18 protein-coding genes, 2 tRNA genes and 1 pseudogene are annotated in these 16,875 nt (G+C 53.9%); 11 read left to right on the top strand and 10 right to left on the bottom strand.

What is annotated here, in order from left to right; all coding sequences use genetic code 11:
* The first annotated feature begins 249 nt into the window (after positions 1–249).
* The 9 genes and pseudogenes from rplU (at position 250) to ATHL_RS11850 (ending at position 5,282) form a co-directional block, all read left to right on the top strand.
* Positions 250–567: a 50S ribosomal protein L21 gene (gene rplU, locus ATHL_RS11885; protein ID WP_062193915.1), complete on the top strand. Its 318-nt coding sequence runs from the start codon at positions 250–252 to the stop codon at positions 565–567.
* A 5-nt stretch (positions 568–572) separates the two neighbouring features.
* Positions 573–839: a 50S ribosomal protein L27 gene (gene rpmA / locus ATHL_RS11880; protein WP_062193913.1), complete on the top strand. Its 267-nt coding sequence runs from the start codon at positions 573–575 to the stop codon at positions 837–839.
* A 75-nt stretch (positions 840–914) separates the two neighbouring features.
* Positions 915–1,118: pseudogene (gene rpmE / locus ATHL_RS19350) on the top strand (50S ribosomal protein L31); the annotation flags it as partial.
* Positions 1,119–1,127: 9 nt separating this feature from the next.
* A complete protein-coding gene (locus ATHL_RS19345) occupies positions 1,128–1,391 on the top strand; it encodes a DNA-directed RNA polymerase subunit alpha C-terminal domain-containing protein (protein ID WP_236822402.1) in 264 nt (87 codons plus the stop codon).
* A 73-nt stretch (positions 1,392–1,464) separates the two neighbouring features.
* Complete coding sequence (locus ATHL_RS11870; RefSeq protein WP_062193910.1) at positions 1,465–2,256, top strand: ABC transporter permease; 792 nt, start codon at positions 1,465–1,467, stop codon at positions 2,254–2,256.
* A gap of 1 nt (position 2,257) precedes the next feature.
* Positions 2,258–3,067: an ABC transporter permease gene (locus tag ATHL_RS11865; RefSeq protein WP_062193908.1), complete on the top strand. Its 810-nt coding sequence runs from the start codon at positions 2,258–2,260 to the stop codon at positions 3,065–3,067.
* A 1-nt stretch (position 3,068) separates the two neighbouring features.
* Complete coding sequence (locus ATHL_RS11860; RefSeq protein WP_062193906.1) at positions 3,069–4,061, top strand: ABC transporter ATP-binding protein; 993 nt, start codon at positions 3,069–3,071, stop codon at positions 4,059–4,061.
* A 102-nt stretch (positions 4,062–4,163) separates the two neighbouring features.
* Positions 4,164–4,625 carry a methylglyoxal synthase gene (locus ATHL_RS11855; RefSeq protein WP_062193904.1) on the top strand — a complete coding sequence of 154 codons (462 nt, stop codon included), beginning with the start codon at positions 4,164–4,166 and terminating at the stop codon, positions 4,623–4,625.
* Between the two features lie 30 nt (positions 4,626–4,655).
* Positions 4,656–5,282: a hypothetical protein gene (locus tag ATHL_RS11850; protein ID WP_062193901.1), complete on the top strand. Its 627-nt coding sequence runs from the start codon at positions 4,656–4,658 to the stop codon at positions 5,280–5,282.
* Between the two features lie 3 nt (positions 5,283–5,285).
* Here ATHL_RS11850 and ATHL_RS11845 read toward each other — a convergent pair whose 3' ends face one another.
* Complete coding sequence (locus ATHL_RS11845) at positions 5,286–6,545, bottom strand: glycosyltransferase (RefSeq protein ID WP_062193899.1); 1,260 nt, start codon at positions 6,543–6,545, stop codon at positions 5,286–5,288.
* Between the two features lie 93 nt (positions 6,546–6,638).
* Here ATHL_RS11845 and ATHL_RS11840 point away from each other — a divergent pair.
* Positions 6,639–6,711: transfer RNA gene (locus ATHL_RS11840), tRNA-Thr, on the top strand.
* Positions 6,712–6,774: 63 nt separating this feature from the next.
* Here ATHL_RS11840 and ATHL_RS11835 read toward each other — a convergent pair.
* The 9 genes from ATHL_RS11835 to ATHL_RS11795 form a co-directional block, all read right to left on the bottom strand.
* Positions 6,775–7,509 (bottom strand): hypothetical protein, encoded by a 735-nt coding sequence (locus tag ATHL_RS11835; RefSeq protein WP_062193897.1) that lies wholly within the window; start codon positions 7,507–7,509, stop codon positions 6,775–6,777.
* Positions 7,510–7,788: 279 nt separating this feature from the next.
* The gene (locus tag ATHL_RS11830) at positions 7,789–8,787 is read right to left on the bottom strand and encodes a dienelactone hydrolase family protein (RefSeq protein ID WP_062193894.1); all 999 of its coding nucleotides are present in this window, start codon (positions 8,785–8,787) and stop codon (positions 7,789–7,791) included.
* A gap of 7 nt (positions 8,788–8,794) precedes the next feature.
* Entirely contained in the window at positions 8,795–9,646 is an 852-nt protein-coding gene (locus ATHL_RS11825; RefSeq protein ID WP_062193892.1) for a pirin family protein, read from the bottom strand.
* 183 nt (positions 9,647–9,829) lie between these two features.
* The gene (locus tag ATHL_RS11820; RefSeq protein ID WP_114679497.1) at positions 9,830–11,893 is read right to left on the bottom strand and encodes an immune inhibitor A domain-containing protein; all 2,064 of its coding nucleotides are present in this window, start codon (positions 11,891–11,893) and stop codon (positions 9,830–9,832) included.
* On the bottom strand, positions 11,886–13,361 hold the full coding sequence (locus tag ATHL_RS11815; protein WP_062193886.1) for an O-antigen ligase family protein: 1,476 nt from the start codon (positions 13,359–13,361) through the stop codon (positions 11,886–11,888). The genes ATHL_RS11820 and ATHL_RS11815 overlap by 8 nt, the downstream gene beginning before the upstream one ends.
* The gene (locus tag ATHL_RS11810; protein ID WP_062193884.1) at positions 13,354–14,172 is read right to left on the bottom strand and encodes a YveK family protein; all 819 of its coding nucleotides are present in this window, start codon (positions 14,170–14,172) and stop codon (positions 13,354–13,356) included. Before ATHL_RS11810 ends, ATHL_RS11815 begins: the two co-directional genes overlap by 8 nt.
* Before the next feature lie 96 nt (positions 14,173–14,268).
* A complete protein-coding gene (locus ATHL_RS11805) occupies positions 14,269–14,820 on the bottom strand; it encodes a hypothetical protein (protein ID WP_062193881.1) in 552 nt (183 codons plus the stop codon).
* 61 nt (positions 14,821–14,881) lie between these two features.
* Entirely contained in the window at positions 14,882–15,739 is an 858-nt protein-coding gene (locus ATHL_RS11800) for a C1 family peptidase (protein ID WP_062193870.1), read from the bottom strand.
* A 182-nt stretch (positions 15,740–15,921) separates the two neighbouring features.
* Complete coding sequence (locus tag ATHL_RS11795; protein ID WP_062193867.1) at positions 15,922–16,644, bottom strand: alanyl-tRNA editing protein; 723 nt, start codon at positions 16,642–16,644, stop codon at positions 15,922–15,924.
* A gap of 116 nt (positions 16,645–16,760) precedes the next feature.
* Here ATHL_RS11795 and ATHL_RS19160 point away from each other — a divergent pair.
* Positions 16,761–16,832 (top strand) — tRNA-Lys (locus ATHL_RS19160).
* Positions 16,833–16,875 lie beyond the last annotated feature (43 nt).

The raw sequence follows: 16,875 nt of genomic DNA, 5'->3' as shown, positions 1-16,875 counted from the left end.
TAGTTCGTCCATTCCCTTTCTCGTCCCTCCTATGGGGACATTTTAACTTTGCACAAAGGGGACTTTACTACTTTGCACTAACAGCACTAACACCCCTTCTTGACAGACTCGCTTCCACCCGGTATAATAACCCTCGCTTTGGCCCCGGCGCGAACTAGGCTGGGGCGTTCATCTGTATCCCCAACTTCCCCTTGGCCCGGCGGGGACCTCTGCGGGGCGCGAGGCGAAGTGAAGATTGAGGAGTAAAACATGAAATATGCAATCGTAGAAAGTGGCGGCAAGCAATACAAAGCCGTCGAAGGGGCCACTCTCGAAGTGGACCTGCTTAAAGCCGAGCCCGGCCAGAAGGTTTCGCTGGATTCTGTCCTTTTACTGGTCGATGGTGACCAGGTCTCAGTGGGAACGCCGGTGGTAAAAGGCGCGCGGGTCAACACCACGGTGGTTTCGCATTTTAAGGGCCCCAAGGTCGTTGTCTTTCACTATCGCCCCAAGAAGCGTATTCGCAAAAAGACCGGGCATCGCCAGCACTATACGCGATTGGCTGTAGACTCTATTGAAGTGGAGTAGGAACGATGGCTCACAAAAAAGGTGGCGGCTCCAGCCGCAACGGACGAGATAGCAATTCCCAGCGCCTGGGTGTGAAGCGGTATGCCGGGCAAAAAGTTTTATCGGGCAATATCCTGGTCCGGCAACGTGGCACCCGCATCCGGCCCGGTAAGAATGTTGGTATCGGCAAGGACGACACGCTGTTTGCTACCGCGGATGGTGTGGTCGTTTATGAGACCCTGCCCAACGGTCGCAAGGTGGTTTCCATCCTGCCTCTTCCGGCGGCCGAATAGGTTATCGGTTCAGCAGATCCTGCCCCGGCGCACGTTGTGGAGGCGACCGGATTGCAGGTCGAAAGGATCAATATTATGAAAAAGGGCATTCACCCCACATTCTATACTGACGCCGTAGTCATTTGTGCCTGCGGCAACACCTGGACGACAGGTTCTACGAAAAAGACCATCCACACCGAGGTTTGTTCAAAGTGCCACCCCTTCTATACTGGCGAACAGGCTCGCATTGTGGACTCTGAAGGTCAGGTTGATCGCTTCTATCGAAAACTTCAGGCTCGCCAGTCCTTTGTGGAACAGCAGAAGGCTCGCGAGGAAGCTCGAACCTCTCTTGAGCGCCCGATTGTTGAGCTCAACCTGGGCAATCGCGCGACGGATGCGCTTACCAAGGCGGGCATTGCCACGGTGGGGCAGGTGCTGGCTCTGCTTGAACAGGGCGAGGCTTCGGTGCTTGCCATTGAGGGTTTCGGGCGAAAATCGCTCATCGATTTGAAAAAGGCTCTGAGGAACCTCGGGTACCAGCTTCCGGCTGCAGCGGACGAAATCGCCGTGTAAAGCGTTTCCTCGATTAACAGGAAAACACAAACGCCCCCCATCAGGCGGGGGTTTGTGTTTTAATGGATTTGCCATGCGCCTTTTCCTGCACTTGATTAAACTTTCCATCCTCGAGCAGGCCACGTACCGCACGGCACTTGTGGCTGGCCTGGTAACCAATTTCTTCTGGGGTTTTTTTCGGGCCGCAGTGATTGTCGCCCTTTATAACGGTCGTTCCGAAGTGAACGGACTTACTTTGGAGGGGGCACTCACCTATATTGCCATCGGTCAGGCCATGATCGCATTCCTGTCGCTCTTTGGTACCTTTGACCTGATGACCACCGTATATTCGGGGAGCATCGCTTCTGACCTGATCCGCCCGGTGCCTCTTTTTGTGCTGTGGATGGCACGCGATCTGGGGCACTCTTTGGTAAATCTCGTCGTCCGTGGACTCCTTTTACTGTTATTTTTCGCTCTGTTTTACCCTGTAGTAATGCCTGAGAGCCTTCTGGGATGGGTGTGGACGATACTTGCGCTGGCCGCCAGCTGGCTGGTTTCTTATGCCTGGCGATTCCTGGTCAATCTGGCCGCTTTCTGGACGCCAGATGCACGGGGGATCGGCCGGGGAGCCTATGCCTTATCTCAACTGGCCTCGGGGTTCATCATACCCCTGCGGTTGTATCCGGAATGGTTCTCTCGTCTCTGCCATCTGACACCCTTCCCCGCCATGTTCAATACCGGAGTGGAGGTTTATCTCGGCGTGGTCAGCGGCAGTCAACTGGGGTGGGCGCTTGGGGTGCAGGGGATGTGGTTTATCGTCCTGGTTTTCTTAAGCCAGATCATTCTGCGGGCTGGCATTCGCAAGCTGGTTATTCAGGGAGGGTGAGGTGCGCCACCAGCTCAGTCTCTATCTGCGTCTGATTTCGATTCAACTGCGCTCACAGATGCAGTTTCGCGTTTCCTTTTGGACGGATGTTATCACCACCGGCCTGCTCAATTTTTCTTACTTTTTTTCTACATATCTGGTCTTACAACGCTTCGGTTCGATTGCTGGATGGAGCGTTGCCGAAATGGCTTTCCTGTATGGAATGATTGAGATCTCCTTTGGTAGCATGGATATGCTCTTCAGCGGCTTCGATCCCGACTCGTTTTCTCGCTTCATTCGACAGGGTTTGCTCGACCAGGTTCTCCTTCGCCCGGTCAGCGTGGCGCTTCAAATATTCGGGAGTGCTTTTGTCATGCGCCGGCTGGGTCGGATTACCCAGGGAGCGCTGGTGCTGATATTCGCACTGGTAAACCTGCCGGTACACTGGACCCCCCTGAAAGTGGGATTACTCCCGGTGATGTGGATCAGCCAGATCGCCGCAATGGGAGCCCTTTTTATGGCCGGTTCTACTCTCACCTTTTGGACGGTGCAAAGAGTTGAGGCGATTAATATCCTGACTTACGGGGGAGTTGAAGTGATGAGCTACCCGATGACGATTTATCCGCGCTGGCTGCGTGGTTTTTTTACTTACCTGATTCCTTTTATTTTTCTGAATTTCTATCCAGCCTTGTATATTCTGGATAAACCCGATCCGCTGGGGTTGCCCGCTTTTTCGCCTTTTCTGGCTCCGCTGGTGGGTGGAGTAATGCTTTTTTTGGCCAGTCGTTTCTGGCAGGTAGGTTTAAGCCATTATCAAAGTACAGGAACCTGATATGTCCCCGATCATCTCGGTTCAGCATCTCTATAAACGCTTTAAGATTCTCCAACGGCGCCCGGGCCTCGGGGGCGCACTGGTTAATTTGCTCTCTCCCCGGTATTCTGAGGTCAGTGCGGTGCAGGACGTCTCTTTTGAGCTGGAAGAAGGTGAAGTGGTGGGTTACCTTGGCCCCAATGGGGCGGGAAAATCGACCACCATTAAGGTGCTCACCGGGTTGCTCGTTCCAACCAGCGGTGAGGTGCATATCAATGGGAAGGTGCCCTGGCTGGAACGAGAGCGTTATGTGCGCGAGATTGGTGCAATTTTTGGGTACCGCAGTACGTTGTGGTGGGATTTACCGGTGATCGATTCACTGGAATTGCTTCAGCCCATGTACCGCATTCCGGCGGAACGTTTTCGCTCCAATCTGCGGGAGTTTTCTCGGCTATTAGACCTGGATTCTTTCCTCAACACCCCGGTGCGTTCTCTTTCACTGGGCCAACGGATGCGTGCTGACCTGTGCGCCGCGCTTATTCATGAACCTCGTTTGCTCTTCCTGGATGAGCCGACAATTGGGCTGGACGTGATTGCAAAAGAACACATCCGTCAGTTTATCCTGCATGTCAATCGTCAGCGTGGAGTTACCGTATTACTCACAACTCATGATCTGGCTGATGTAGAACGTTTATGTGAGCGGGTGATGATCCTGGATCGGGGACGCCTTCTGTTTGATGGGTCACTAACCATGCTCAACCATCGTTTCGAAAGCACATGGACGCTCCATGTGGATTTCGAGGTTGAATACGAGGATGTTTCGTTGCCCGGAATGGATCCACCTGTGCGGCAGGGACTCCATGCTGAATATCACTTCGATCATCGTCAGGTCACCTCGGCTGAACTGATCACCCGTCTTCTGGAAAAATTCCGAATTCGTGACCTGGAAGTGCGGCGTCCGCCCCTGGAAGAGACTATCCGGCGAATTTATCGCGAAAAGTTGCTGATCAACTGAGAGTTATTTTACGGGTACCCCCGGGGTGATTTTTGGTTGAGTCTGTCTCCAGTTCCCCTATAATAAACGCAAGCGGATTCGAGTCTTCATGGAGGTGCTTTTATGGTGGTTTTGCGCGTTCAGACCCCCCCGACGAAAAAAATTGCCCTCATTGCTCATGATGGCATGAAGCAGGATCTCCTGGAGTGGGTTCAATATAACCGGGAATTACTCAGCCGTCATAAACTGTTTGCCACAGCCTCGACCGGTAAGCTCATCAGGCAGGAAACTGGCCTTCCTGTAACCACTTTCCACAGTGGCCCGCTGGGGGGTGATCAGCAAATCGGGGCGCGCATTGTAGAAGGGGAGGTGGATTTTCTGATTTTCTTCTGGGATCCGCTCCAGTCTCAGCCCCATGATCCGGATGTGAAGGCTTTATTGCGGCTGGCTGTGGTGCATAATATTCCCACCGCCTGCAACCGCGCCACGGCTGATTTTTTAATCACTTCACCTTTCATGGAGTCGGAATATACCCGATTAATTCCCGATTTTCTGGGGCGTATTCGGCCTGTGTCGGAAGAGTAGGGCAGACTTTTCTGGGGATTGAAATAATCAGTGAACATTCGTCGCGACCTTACCAGTAAGTTCGTTGATGGGTTGGTTCCCGCGCTTATCCTGTATTTGCTCAATGTGTTGATCCTGATGATCACCAGTCCTCTCGAGCGTTTTTTTGGCGGTACCGGCCTGATGATCTTTGTCATTGGTCTTGTGGCCGTAGCGATGTTCAGCCTGCAACGGTCATTGTGGTCTCGCTCCAGCGAGGTGGCGCGCGCCTGGTATGGAATGGCAGGGGGGCTGCTGGGCTGGTGGGTGATCGAAGCCAGCACATTTCTGGAAAACCGTTCGCTGTTTGGTTTAACATCGTTTGTCGTGCTTGTCATGGCCAGCCTGATGACCGGTTTGCTTTGGCGCCCATTTTTACCCCTGGGAGCGCGTTTCTTTATGGCAAGCTTGCTGGGGCTGGCTGGAGAGCGAGTGATGATCGTTTTCCTCCACCCCTTTTCTGGCTGGTCTCCGGTGGCGCGCCTTCTGTATATCGGGCTGGGCATTGGCCTGATCATGGCATTGATGGGTGTGATGGCCTGGATGTTTCTTTTCTCAGAAAGACGGATCCAGCGCATGGGAGCCGCGCTCAGCATGGCGTTGCTTGCGATCGGTGTTTTTTATCTTTTCCTTCCCTGAAGGTCAGGCTGGCTGGGGTTGCAACCCGAATTGCAGGTAAACATCTAAAATCTGATCAATGACCTTTTCCCAGGCATACTGGCGGGCATATAAGGCGGCCTGCTGGCCGAGTTTTTGCCGCAAATTGGAATCGGTGAGGAGGAGAGTAAGCCGTTCACTCAGTGCAGAGGGATCACCATCTGGCACTACGAAGCCCGTCTGACCGTCCTGTATCAGAAATGCCAGCCCTCCCACCTGGGAAGCCACTACCGGTGTGCCGCAGGCCATGGCCTCGAGGGCGACCATGCCAAAGGATTCATAATGCGAGGGCATAATCAACACATCGGCAGCGGAATAATAATAGGGGAGGGTATCCTGGGCACGTTTTCCAAGAAAGAGAACCAGTTCGTTCAACCCGAGCTCTTCGCGTAGTGCCTGGAGGCGAGCCATTTCATCACTTAAATTCTCGCCACTGGCCTGAGGATCCCCGCCTACCACAGCCAGGTAATGCGGCACGCGGCATTGCACACCCTGCTCACGCATCATGGCGATGGCGCGGATGAGGGTATCAAGCCCTTTAAGCGGTTCAATACGTCCTACGAAAAGCAAAAGCCGGTCGTCATCATTGGCGGGAATACCAATGATTTCGCGGGCTTCCTCTTTAGGGATGGGATAAAACCGACTGGTGTCGACACCGGGGGGAATAACTGTAATTTTGGAGTCGCTGGCCTGGTAAAGGAACTGGAGCTGGGCTCGTTCGGCAGGAGTGGCGGCGATGATGCGGTCAGCAATCTGCAAAACCCGCCTTTCTCCCTCAATGCGATATTCCCCTTCCATTTCTGCCGGGCTGCGAGCGATGCGGTTTTTCATCAACCCCAGGGTGTGAAACATGTGAATCACAGGTACGCCCCACGCGGCTTTGAGGGCTTCGGCGGCGATGCCCGACATCCAGTAGTGGCTGTGGATGAGGTCGTAGCGTATCCCCTTCTCCAGGGCGAATTGTTTGATGCCTTCTGCAAAGTCGCTCAGATACCTGGCCAGTTCTTTTTTGGGGAGGGGCACCTCCGGTCCGGCTGGAATGTGAACTACCCGGTTTCCGTAACCCAGATCATGTAACACATGGGGGATATGCTCATCCTGCGAGCGGGTGAACACATCCACATGGACACCGCGCTGGCCCAGGAAACGCGTGACGTCACGGACATAAACATTCATCCCGCCGGTGTCTTTTCCTCCCAGCGTTGCCAGTGGGCAGGTGTGATAAGAGATCATCGCGATGTTCATAACTTAATTGTAACATCGCAATGTCCTTGAGAGAAAATGATGGGTTTCTGAATCTTGTAAGTTAAGCAGAGGTGCTGGTATAATAACGCCCGCGCCACCGTAGCTCAGCTGGCAGAGCAGACGTTTCGTAAACGCCAGGTCAAGGGTTCGAATCCCTTCGGTGGCTTAATCGCTGAAAAGGCTGTCCGGCATTTCACCCGGACAGCCTTTTGGGTTTATTCGAATAGACTCACTTATCTACGTTATCAAACGAGACGAAGTAGAAAGCACCGGTGGTTTCGATGCTGAAGTCGAGTCTTGACTGAGCCCGCAGTGGGAAGGGAATTTCAAAGGTGCCCGCCTGTGACCCAAGACTGTCGGTATCGAAATGAGCCACTATGTATCCCAGGGGATTGGCCGCTCGCGTTCCAGCCATACCAATGCGCACGGTGAAGGTCTTGTTTGCCGGCAGACCGGTAAAGAGGACTTTCACCCACCCGCCTTTCTGAGAATTCACCACTTGCAGGTTAGGGCTGCCGCTTACTGACGGCGTGGTGGGCCCACCGGTGGAGGGGGGTACAGGGGTTGGCGAGACCGTTCCCCCGCCTGAGGTAAGGACTTTGGTGTTATCAAAGGTGGTGTAGCCAAAGTAGGTTCCTCCTTCGACGCGTACGTCAATGAAGGATAGGCTGCGTACATTGGCGTGAACCTCGAACCAGTATTCCTGGGTGCCTCCGCCGCCCGAATCAAAATGAGCGATGACGTAGCCGCCCGCGCCTTTGCTACCGGCTGGGCCCATGCGCACGGTGAATTCGGTGTTGGATGGCATGTTGGCAATCTGGAGTTTGATTAGCCCGCCGGGAATGACCTCAACAACCTTCAGCGGGAGCTGGGTGGCCGCAAAAGCTGGAGTGACCAACCCAAGAATTAAAACCACTGCAAGCATCACGGAGAGGCTTGCTTTTTGAAGCGCCACGTTTTTCATGTACCCTCCTCTTATAGATGGCCAGATGAAAGAGTAGTTAAAGGATCAATTTATTATAGAGAGTACAGGCAGGGGATTGCAATAAAAAATATTTTCTAATTCCTGAGCCGCCGGTGAGCATTCCAGCCGCGGAATTGCGTGTGGATTAGGCAGAAAACGGTAGACATCCTCGCGTGGCGCGCTGATAGGTTACGAATGCGAGTCGTGTTTTATCGCTGACGCCGTCTGATGGAAAATGACTGTCCTGTGGACTTCGGAAATGTAAGGAATGAACGGCGCTTAGTGAAGGTAGCGATCAAACCAGCGCAACATTTGTCTCCATGCTTCAGCGGCGGCCTCGGCATGATAGCGGGGGCTCGTGTCGTTAAAGAAGGCATGGTCGGCGCCTTCAAAAACGATTTTCTCAAAAATTTTGCCATGTCTGCGCATGGCTTCTTCGATTACGGGGATGCCCGCATTGATGCGAGAGTCGTTGCCGCCGTAGATAGCGAGAACAGCCGCCTGAATGCCGGGAACGTCTTCAACCGGGGGATGGGGCCCATAAAAAGGGACAGCCGCACGCAACTCTGAAAACCGCGTGGCCGCCCGCCAGGTGACACCACCGCCAAAACAAAAACCGGTCATGCCCACTCTGTGACGGTCGGCTTCAGGGATGGAGGCGAGAAATTCCCATCCACTGCGAAAATCGTCCACGAACTGGTCCGGGGGGGTATTCCCCAGAATGCCGGGAACCTGATCGGTTTCGAGAGCGGGTGTTCCTCCGGCTCGAGAGAGCAGGTCAACCGCCAGCGCCACATAACCGGCTTTTGCCAGCCGCCGCACAACATCCTGAATGTGAGGGGTGAGGCCGCGGTTCTCGTGGCATACCAGCACAACGGCGTGTGTGCCGGAGCTTCGCGGGCGGGCAAGGTAGCCTTGAATGGAAGCCTGATCGCTGGATTGGAACTCGATTTTCCCGGCCTGTATGGATGGATCGTCGGGTGAGACTGTGCCATGTGGAATGAACGAGGAGGTGGGTTCTGAGCCTGCGCTGGCAGGTGAGGGGGTTTGAGCAGGCAGGGTGCTCCCTGGAGCGGGGGAAGGTGGGAGTGTGTTTTCAGAGGACGGATTTTCCATGGCTTCCGAAGCGGGAGTGCAGGCAGCTAACAGAGCCTGTGCAATGGTTGCACTTCCGGTTACGGAAATGATCATCTGTAACGCCTGCCGCCGGGTCATCCGCCCTTCCTGATATTCTTCGGCAAACTCGGTTGCAAGATAGTGCTGAAAAATATTCATCATAACCCTTTTATCTTTCTTCCTGGACGAAAGTACCATTGCGTAAATCGATCAACGCCTGCTGAATTTCTTCGCGGGTGTTCATCACAAACGGTCCGTAAGGGACGATGGGCTCTTTAAATGGCGCCCCGGCAAAAGCCATAAAGCGGGCGGGTTGATCTCCACCCTCAATGCGCAAGATGTCCCCATCTTCAAAGTGAAGCATTTTGACGGCAGAAATGGTGTTTCCACCGACTCTGACCTCACCCTGAAATAGATAGATCAGCGTGGTATGTCCGCGTGCAACAGGATGCTCAAACAGGCTGCCAGGCTGAAGGGAGATATCCATGTAAAGAGGGTCAGCGGCGATTTCGGTGACTGGCCCGGTTATACCGGCGTACGTCCCGGCTACAACCCGCACACGTATTCCCCCCTGCTCGATGACGGGAATGGTATCGGCGCGTACTTCCTGATAGCGTGGGCGGCTCATTTTCAGCGCAGCGGGCAAGTTGACCCACAACTGGAAGCCATAAATTACCCCACCGGGGCCGCGGCGAGGCATTTCTTCATGAAGAATGCCGCGACCTGAAGTCATCCACTGCACGTCTCCGGGTCCGATGATGCCCATGTTCCCCAGGCTGTCGCGGTGGCGCACATTCCCTTCCAGCATATACGTAACGGTTTCAATGCCTCGATGGGGATGGGTGGGGAAACCTGCAATGGGGCCCTCCCTGGGGTCATTAAAGGCAAAATGATCGAACAGGAGAAAGGGATCATACTCATTAGAAACCCGGGGAGCGATGGAACGAAGCAGGCGTACCCCTGCCCCTTCGATGACCATCTGGGGTTCAATGACGGCGCGAATAGCACGGATTTGTTCCATAGATACCTCGTGAAAACCGTTAAGGAAATTTCATTAATAATATCAGATAATTACTGCCTTTTTGGTGTAATTTGTATATATTAATGGATTACCTGTAATCAGGAAGTTTCCAGCAGAAAGAGACCTCGAACGAGAGCTTTCTGATCCGGGATGCTCTCGTTTACAGGGGCCTCTGAAGACAAGTTATTGGATTTCGAACTGGTATTGAGCCTGGCGGGTGGTAAAGCGTGTTGTTCCGCTGATCACCAGCACGGCGTCGGTGTACTCGTCTCCGAGGGTAAATTCAACGGTACCTTGCTGGCTGGCGTTCAGTTCAAGAGGCATGACCTGAGTCTCATGTCCGAGGAGGATGAGTGAAACCCGGAAAGTTTGAGGGAGGCGGTTGGATACCCTGACAAAGCCATCAGCCAACCAGCCGCCATCGTCCTTTTCGAAGTCGGTAGAATATCCTGCGGCATCGACCGTCACGTCGTCGATGAGAAAACCCTCCCTGTATACCGCAGTATCGGTGATGTATTCGAAACGAAGCTGGATTTTCTTTCCGGCAAATGCGGAAAGGTCCACGGTTTCCAGACGCCAGGCGGGGCCGCTTTCTCCGTTATAACCCCAGCCATAATTGTTCCCATTGGGGTTTTCATCTGTTCCGGATGGCGTATGGATCATGTGCCAGGTTTTCCTATCTTCCGATGCCAGTAAATACACGTAATCGTAACCACTTTCCAGGTCATACCAGGTGCGGTAAGAAAGCTGGATAGGAGCGCTGACGTGGGTGAAATCGAAAGAGCGGGTGAGAGTCATGTCTGACTCGTCTCCCTTGTTTGACCAGAAAACATAATTCCCTGAGTAAGGCTCCACTGGCAGCAGGGGTACCAGGGTATTTCCCTGAAAGACGAACCGATGGGTGCCCGGGCAGGTAATGCGGATGTAATCGGTGCCGTATTGATTGACCGAACGCGTCTGTGATTCGACCGGACAATGTGAGAATTCTTCGGTGGGAGAAGCTTTCGGTGCCTGCGGATACCTGGCATAAAAATACTTACCCTGAGCGACGGATGGATCGTCCAGGTAGTTAGCTACAGCCCAGTCAGCGAAGAAATCATCGGCGGTAGCCGGTAACCCTGTGGCGGGGTTGCTCTCGCCGCGTTGTGCGAGGACGCGATCTATACTCTCCAGGCCATTTTCGGGATCGGCAACCAGGGCTTTTGTGGCGTCTTCTCCATAACGCGAAAGGAAATAGGTAACGAATAGAAAAGAAGCGCCGTAATTGGGCCCCGATTGCCCGGGGCCGGGCCAGTAGGTCAGGGAGAGATCGGGGTCGATCATGAAGAGATAATCGAAGCCGCCCACATCATAACCGTTGAGTAATTCGGCCAGCACGGAGAAACCCTCGTTTAGCCAGCTTTCTTCGTTTCGGTCGGTGTGAAAGTGGATCATGTGCTGGAATTCATGAGCCATGGTGCCGTAAATATAGGATTCTCCGAGCAAAACATTGTCAGCACTGAGGACGAACATCTCACGTGCATTGGAAAACTCCAGCGCGGCAGGTGGAAACTCATCGGCAGAGCTGAAGTAGCCTGCCACGGAACTACCCACATTGCGCACATAGAGTACATGCAAACGCGGATCTCCATCCACTCCGGGGTTCCATTCACTCCCGAAAAATTCCCGATTGGTCGGGTAAATTTTTGTGGCAAAGGTATCGGCGAGTCGGCGCATATCACTGCTGCGATAGACCACACCATTCTCTACCCAGAAATACAATTGGTCATTGATATATCGCAAGGTGGCCGTTACCTGACGTTTTTCGTCAGTATCTCCATTGGTCACCCAGAAGGTCTGTTCGTCACCTACCTGGAGGGGGCGTGCTGGTGGAGGAAGTGTGGGTGAGAGGCCGGGCCGGCCTTTTAACCGCGCGGCCAGATCGACGGGGTCATTGATGGGAATGACGGCCTGGCGCAGGGTGCGCAGGGTTTCAGCGGCATTTTCGGGGGAGGTGGGGTTTTCAACAAAGGGGGTGGGTGTGGTGGGAGATGTGGATTGAGGAGATTTCGGAAAAGGCGTTGCTTCCACCGTTGGGAGAATAACGGAAGGCTGCTCGTTGTGAATGTTGGGCGCCGAAGCACTGCTGGATTGAACCTGGCGGTAAACGATCAATCCGGCTGCGGCCAGGCAAAGAGTCGAAAGACACAGACAGCCTACGAGGATCAACACCCCTACCGTCAGGATATATCTGGATGGTTTATCCAAGTTTTCCTCCCCAATCTTTTTCCAGCGCCAGGCAGGCACCGGCAATCCAGCCGAGTGAAATCCAGTAGTATGGTAATCCAAAGGTGTCTACACTGAAACCTTCGGTGAATAACCCGATGATCGCCAGCATCCCGGCCAGCCCGAGAGACCCCCAAACTCCCGACGCTTTTCTCAGCCAGCTGGCCGTAAGCCAGTGAAGGAATAGAAAGGTGATAAAAAAGGCAAAACCGATGATCCCTGTTTCTGCCAGAAGGCGCACCCACAGGCTTTTAATATTGGGCAGAGTATCCTGCTGATACATCAGGGTAGAAACTTCGGTCAGATTCCATGAGAACGCGCTGAGGGTTTGGGGAAAGAAATACCCCGCGTTTCCAGGCCCTACTCCTAGAAGAGGAAATTGATTGAACACTTTCCAGCCGGCTTCCCAGAAAATAATCCTTTCGGCAAAGACAAGCTGGTTGGCGTAATAGGCAAACGATCCACTCTGCAACGCTTTGAAATCGAATAGCCCGGCCATACGGCGGTCGAACTTGCTCAGAGCATAGCCTGCGCTGAGGAACATTCCGGCCAGCAAGATCAAAACGAGGGTGGTTAACCCGGCGCGTAAACCGATCCTGGCCCATACCCGTCGCGCACCGACCAGTGAAGATGTAGCCAGCGCACGTTTTTCTAACCATTCCATGAGCCAGAGGACGGCCAGCAAAAACAGGAAAGCGATCATTAGAAGAAAACCGAGCAGGCCGATGCGGGAAACTGAAAAAATCAGCGCCAGTATTCCCGTAACCAGGAGGAACCGTTCGAAGGTCAATGGCCCCAGGCGAAGGCGATGCACGGTTGTGCCCCGCAATGAAGAGGCCAGCCACCAGGGCAGGTACAGCAGATTCAACTGATGCGCCAGCCAGGAAGGCTCGAAAGCGAAGCCGCTGGCCCTTTCCAGGTAAAGCTGGTGGGTTACCAGCAGTTCCTGAATTTGCTCCATCCATACCGGGTAACCTCCATGGAGGCGCCAGAAACCCGCCTGAAGTAATGCGGCGATGGTCACAATCAGACCGCTCCAGTTAACCAGGCGCAGGAGGAACCACAGCCTTTTGGAATGGTTCGCGCCAGTGGCAGCGATGAAATAAAAAGCCACCCCGATGACCATGGTGGCCAGGGCATCCATCTCAGAGTCGACGAGGGTGAAGTTGTGGTAAGGGGGAATGGAAAGAAAGAAAGCGCAGGCCGCGGAAACAAGCGCCAGACTCAACCAGGCCAGAAGAGGGAGGCTTTGCCGGGGAAGGGGCTGCCCTCGTAATACGTTTGGCAGGAATGAAATGAGAATCAACAACCCCAGCGGAAGGAGCGCCGCCGGCGCCACCATGTTTGAACCGGTGAGGCGCTTTACCAGTGGAAAACTGGTGAATGGCAGGGAGAGCATAAACAAAAACCAGGCCACCCATTCCAGCCGTGCACGCCAGCGTTCAGCCATGGTTCCTTCTCCAAAACCGGGAAGGGGTGGAAATTTGAACAACCCAGATGGCGATCAGAAAACCGATGAAACCTCCAGCCAGGCCGCGCTGGCCCCGCTTAAGCAGGATGCGCTGGGCCGGGATCAGATCCATCTGGGGCAAGTCAATCATCAGGCTGGTGTTGATACCTCGAGCGGCCAGGCGGGCAGCATTGGCCTCGGCTCCGGTCTGGTGGAGTTCCTTTTGAATGGCGGCCAGATTTGCCTGAGAACACAAACCGTACGATGGAGGGCTGGTTACCGCCTGCGTAAGGCAGTTTTCAAGGCTTTGCAGGTAGCGAGTCAGGCCATCGGCGGTTTCAGCACTGGCATAGGCACGTTGAATCTCGGTCTGGCTTTCGTTCAACCAGATGTGTGCCAGAGATTCGGCTTCGCCAGGAGATGGTGCACGGACGCGTGCCTGCCAGAGGGACTGTCGGCGTTCTACACGGATGCGCGGTTTGAGCCAGTCTGCTGTAACATCCAATCCCTGTGCTGAAGCCGTGGCGGCTACCTGCTGAAGCATGGAAGGGGCATAGAGTATCCCTCCAATGGATTCGAAAAGTACATCTTGTTCGTACTGGGTAAGCTCTCCAGCGTTGGTCTGGTCAATGCCAACCAGCACGTAGAATCCAGCTTCGTAGTCTGGTGGGAGGAGAAGGTCTACCGCCAGGCCGCACAGTCCGCCCGTGAGCACCAGGAGGGCAATCACCCACCAGCGTTGTATTGCAAGCGTCAGGGCGCGATCCGCTGAGAACCCATGCAATAGCGGTGAAAAGGATGATTCGTTCATGAGGGTTTCGTTGCCCGCTATTATACTCCAGGCAACAACAAGCCAGTGCGTGGAATACCAGGGCCGGAATGATCCATTCGCCTGGGCTTTGAACGCTCAGGAATTGGGGGAGGCCTGAAACTGGATCAGGATCAGATTCTTCTGGCAGTCTGCGTAGGTGGTGATCGGGTAAGCGGGCGAGAGCGGTTGCCCGGAGTCATCCAGGAGTTGGATGGTGAGGCTGTTCTGGCTATCCATGGCCTGGGTTCCCACCTGAATTTCAAAACCAGCCGGGCCGTAGGCAGTATGGTCGCCGCTGGTCACGGTTGACTCGATCATCAGGCCATTAAAGGAGCCTGTTACATGAACCCGAATGCCAGAGAGGGGCTGATTGAACGAATCGAGCACCTGCCCGGCAATCCCGACCCAGGCACATCCGGCATCTGGCCTGGTAAATGCGGGAAGATAATCTGGATACCCCGGTTGAATGGTAAAGGAACCGTCCCTGGAAGAGGGGAACCGGATAGAGGGGTCGGCAAAATCAGACTCCGACTGGGCCGCGCTGGCTTTGGCCTGTACAGCGATGGTCTCGGGAGCACCTGCCCAGCTACAGCCGGTGAGAAAATAGCCCAGAAGGATGATTGCTGCGATGAATCCGAAACGGCGCATGACCACAACCTCTTGAAATCGAACTACCAAGAGAGTTGCAAGGTTTGTGCCGTAGATTGTTTTACTGGAACAGTTTTGAAGAGACAAAGTCAGCCGCGACCATTGACCAGAAGTCGGCGGCCAGACCGGCCTCAATATAAGAGTACGGTAACCAGCCGTAACCGGATTCTCCCCATTCTACTCCCCAGGAGTTGCGAATGAGGAGTGCCCCTTTATCCTTACCGATTTTTTTCTGATCATCAAAGCCAACGGCCAGTACGGCGTGCCCGCCAATGAGACTATCTCCTTCCTGGGGGAAGGGAATCTCGCCTTTTCCATCGCCTGCGGGAGGAATGTTGGTGTACACAGAGAAGCCAAACATACAGGGGAGGCCTGCGAGTAGATAACGACGGGTAGAGGATAACACCTGCGATGGTTTTATACCGGGGGGATCGATCCGATAATATTTGATGGCTTTGTAATTTTGAGCGAAGGCGTAGCAAAAAGGAGGCGGTTCTTTCTCAAAATCGGCCACACGATAAGGCCAGTAGCGCTCAGGTGGAACACCAAAGAGCACCAGAGCGCGCATGGTGGAGCGAAGATAGGCACCGGTGTCACCGGTCCATTCGAGGAGGTTTCGGGTGACTTTGTAGAGGAAGAGGCGTGAGGCGTCCAGGTATTCTCCCTTTGCCCTTCGTTGATAATATTCCACCATGCCAATGGCGGCGTGGGCAGTACAGGAACCCAGGCTGCCCTGATTTTCAACCGGGGAGCACCATTCTCGTAAGTCAACCCTACCCAGAGAACGGGCGGTTAATGCATGACTGAGGGGCTGGGATTGATCCAAAATTTCGCGTACTTTTTCATGTTCTGCGGTGTAATCGCGGTAATCTGGAAGATCACGCTGCCAGCCAAGTCCTACTTCATGAGTGTCAATCATAAGAAACTCCTTGTTAGCCATCGAAACCACAAATTGAAGCACCCCCTGATTTGCTTTATAGTGATATTATAAATCTATTTTGTATAAAAATATAAAGCAATCCAGCCGGGGAATGAGATTGTGGATTGGGCTGGTTCCGAGAATAAAGCCACGCGGTTCTTACTGCGTGGCTTTATGGGAGCTTATGCATCCAATTCGATATAGATGCGCTTATTGATTTTCCCTTTGCTCTTATAATCGGTCACCCGAATGTGCCCGACATCGGCCGTGTTGCGAACGTGGGTACCACCGTCGGCCTGCAGGTCAAGGCCCGAGATTTCCACGGTGCGAATTTCCTGTATTCCGGGTGGGAGCAGATTGATTTTGGTGCGAATAAGATCGGGAATCTGAAAGGCTTCTTCACGGGGGAGAATACGCACAATGACAGGGCGGCTGGCGGTTACTTCACGATTGACTGCCTCTTCGATGACACTGACCAGATCGCGAGTGAGCGATTCAAATTCGAAATCCATACGTCCGTGGAGGGGCTCCATATCGCCCCCGGTTACCAGGGCGCCATAATCGCGGAAGACCACACCGCATAGAATGTGAAGCGCCGTATGGGTGCGCATCAGGGCATACCGCCTGTTCCAATCAATTTCACCGCGCAGGGCGGTGTTGACTGGGGGTAAGGGCACGTCGAGGCTCAGGACATGCCAGATGCCTTCGGGTTTTTTAACAAGCCGTACTACCGGGAGGGTAAAGCCAGGGTAGTGTAAATGGCCCTGGTCTGCCGGCTGGCCGCCTCCACCTGGATAGAAGGCGGTGCGGTCGAGCAGGATGGCATGGTTTTCGATATCCACGGCCTGCACCGTGGCTTCAAAGTCACGCTGGTATGCATCAGTCTGGTAGAGCAGTTCAGTCATAGGGGCTCCTTTACAGGTTTAATCTTTAAAACACCGAAATCGGAAAAACAGGCGGGCATTTTTCGTGGGATCATTGACGCACCTTTTCTGGCATGATAAAATTGGCTTCGTTGTTCGGGCGTGTAGCTCAATGGTAGAGCAGTGGCCTTTTAAGCCATTGGTTCAGGGTTCGAGCCCCTGCACGCTCACTCCCGCAGGGATTCCATCCCTGTCCCCCGCAAAGCGCCTGAT

This window comes from Anaerolinea thermolimosa, from assembly GCF_001050195.2.
Lineage (GTDB): Bacteria > Chloroflexota > Anaerolineae > Anaerolineales > Anaerolineaceae > Anaerolinea > Anaerolinea thermolimosa.
Note: the sequence above shows the minus strand (reverse complement) of the source record. Positions and strands in the feature narration are given on the sequence as shown.

What these genes read in the sequence shown, in the direction of transcription:
- ATHL_RS11830 (WP_062193894.1), bottom strand. Translation starts at nt 8,787, where the DNA reads ATGATGAATATTTTTCAGCACTATCTTGCAACCGAGTTTGCCGAAGAA.
- ATHL_RS11795 (WP_062193867.1), bottom strand. Translation starts at nt 16,644, where the DNA reads ATGACTGAACTGCTCTACCAGACTGATGCATACCAGCGTGACTTTGAA.
- ATHL_RS11835 (WP_062193897.1), bottom strand. Translation starts at nt 7,509, where the DNA reads ATGAAAAACGTGGCGCTTCAAAAAGCAAGCCTCTCCGTGATGCTTGCA.
- ATHL_RS11860 (WP_062193906.1), top strand. Translation starts at nt 3,069, where the DNA reads ATGTCCCCGATCATCTCGGTTCAGCATCTCTATAAACGCTTTAAGATT.
- rpmA (WP_062193913.1), top strand. Translation starts at nt 573, where the DNA reads ATGGCTCACAAAAAAGGTGGCGGCTCCAGCCGCAACGGACGAGATAGC.
- ATHL_RS11810 (WP_062193884.1), bottom strand. Translation starts at nt 14,172, where the DNA reads ATGAACGAATCATCCTTTTCACCGCTATTGCATGGGTTCTCAGCGGAT.
- ATHL_RS11855 (WP_062193904.1), top strand. Translation starts at nt 4,164, where the DNA reads ATGGTGGTTTTGCGCGTTCAGACCCCCCCGACGAAAAAAATTGCCCTC.
- ATHL_RS11845 (WP_062193899.1), bottom strand. Translation starts at nt 6,545, where the DNA reads ATGAACATCGCGATGATCTCTTATCACACCTGCCCACTGGCAACGCTG.
- ATHL_RS11815 (WP_062193886.1), bottom strand. Translation starts at nt 13,361, where the DNA reads ATGGCTGAACGCTGGCGTGCACGGCTGGAATGGGTGGCCTGGTTTTTG.
- rplU (WP_062193915.1), top strand. Translation starts at nt 250, where the DNA reads ATGAAATATGCAATCGTAGAAAGTGGCGGCAAGCAATACAAAGCCGTC.
- ATHL_RS11805 (WP_062193881.1), bottom strand. Translation starts at nt 14,820, where the DNA reads ATGCGCCGTTTCGGATTCATCGCAGCAATCATCCTTCTGGGCTATTTT.
- ATHL_RS11800 (WP_062193870.1), bottom strand. Translation starts at nt 15,739, where the DNA reads ATGATTGACACTCATGAAGTAGGACTTGGCTGGCAGCGTGATCTTCCA.
- ATHL_RS11870 (WP_062193910.1), top strand. Translation starts at nt 1,465, where the DNA reads ATGCGCCTTTTCCTGCACTTGATTAAACTTTCCATCCTCGAGCAGGCC.
- ATHL_RS11825 (WP_062193892.1), bottom strand. Translation starts at nt 9,646, where the DNA reads ATGGAACAAATCCGTGCTATTCGCGCCGTCATTGAACCCCAGATGGTC.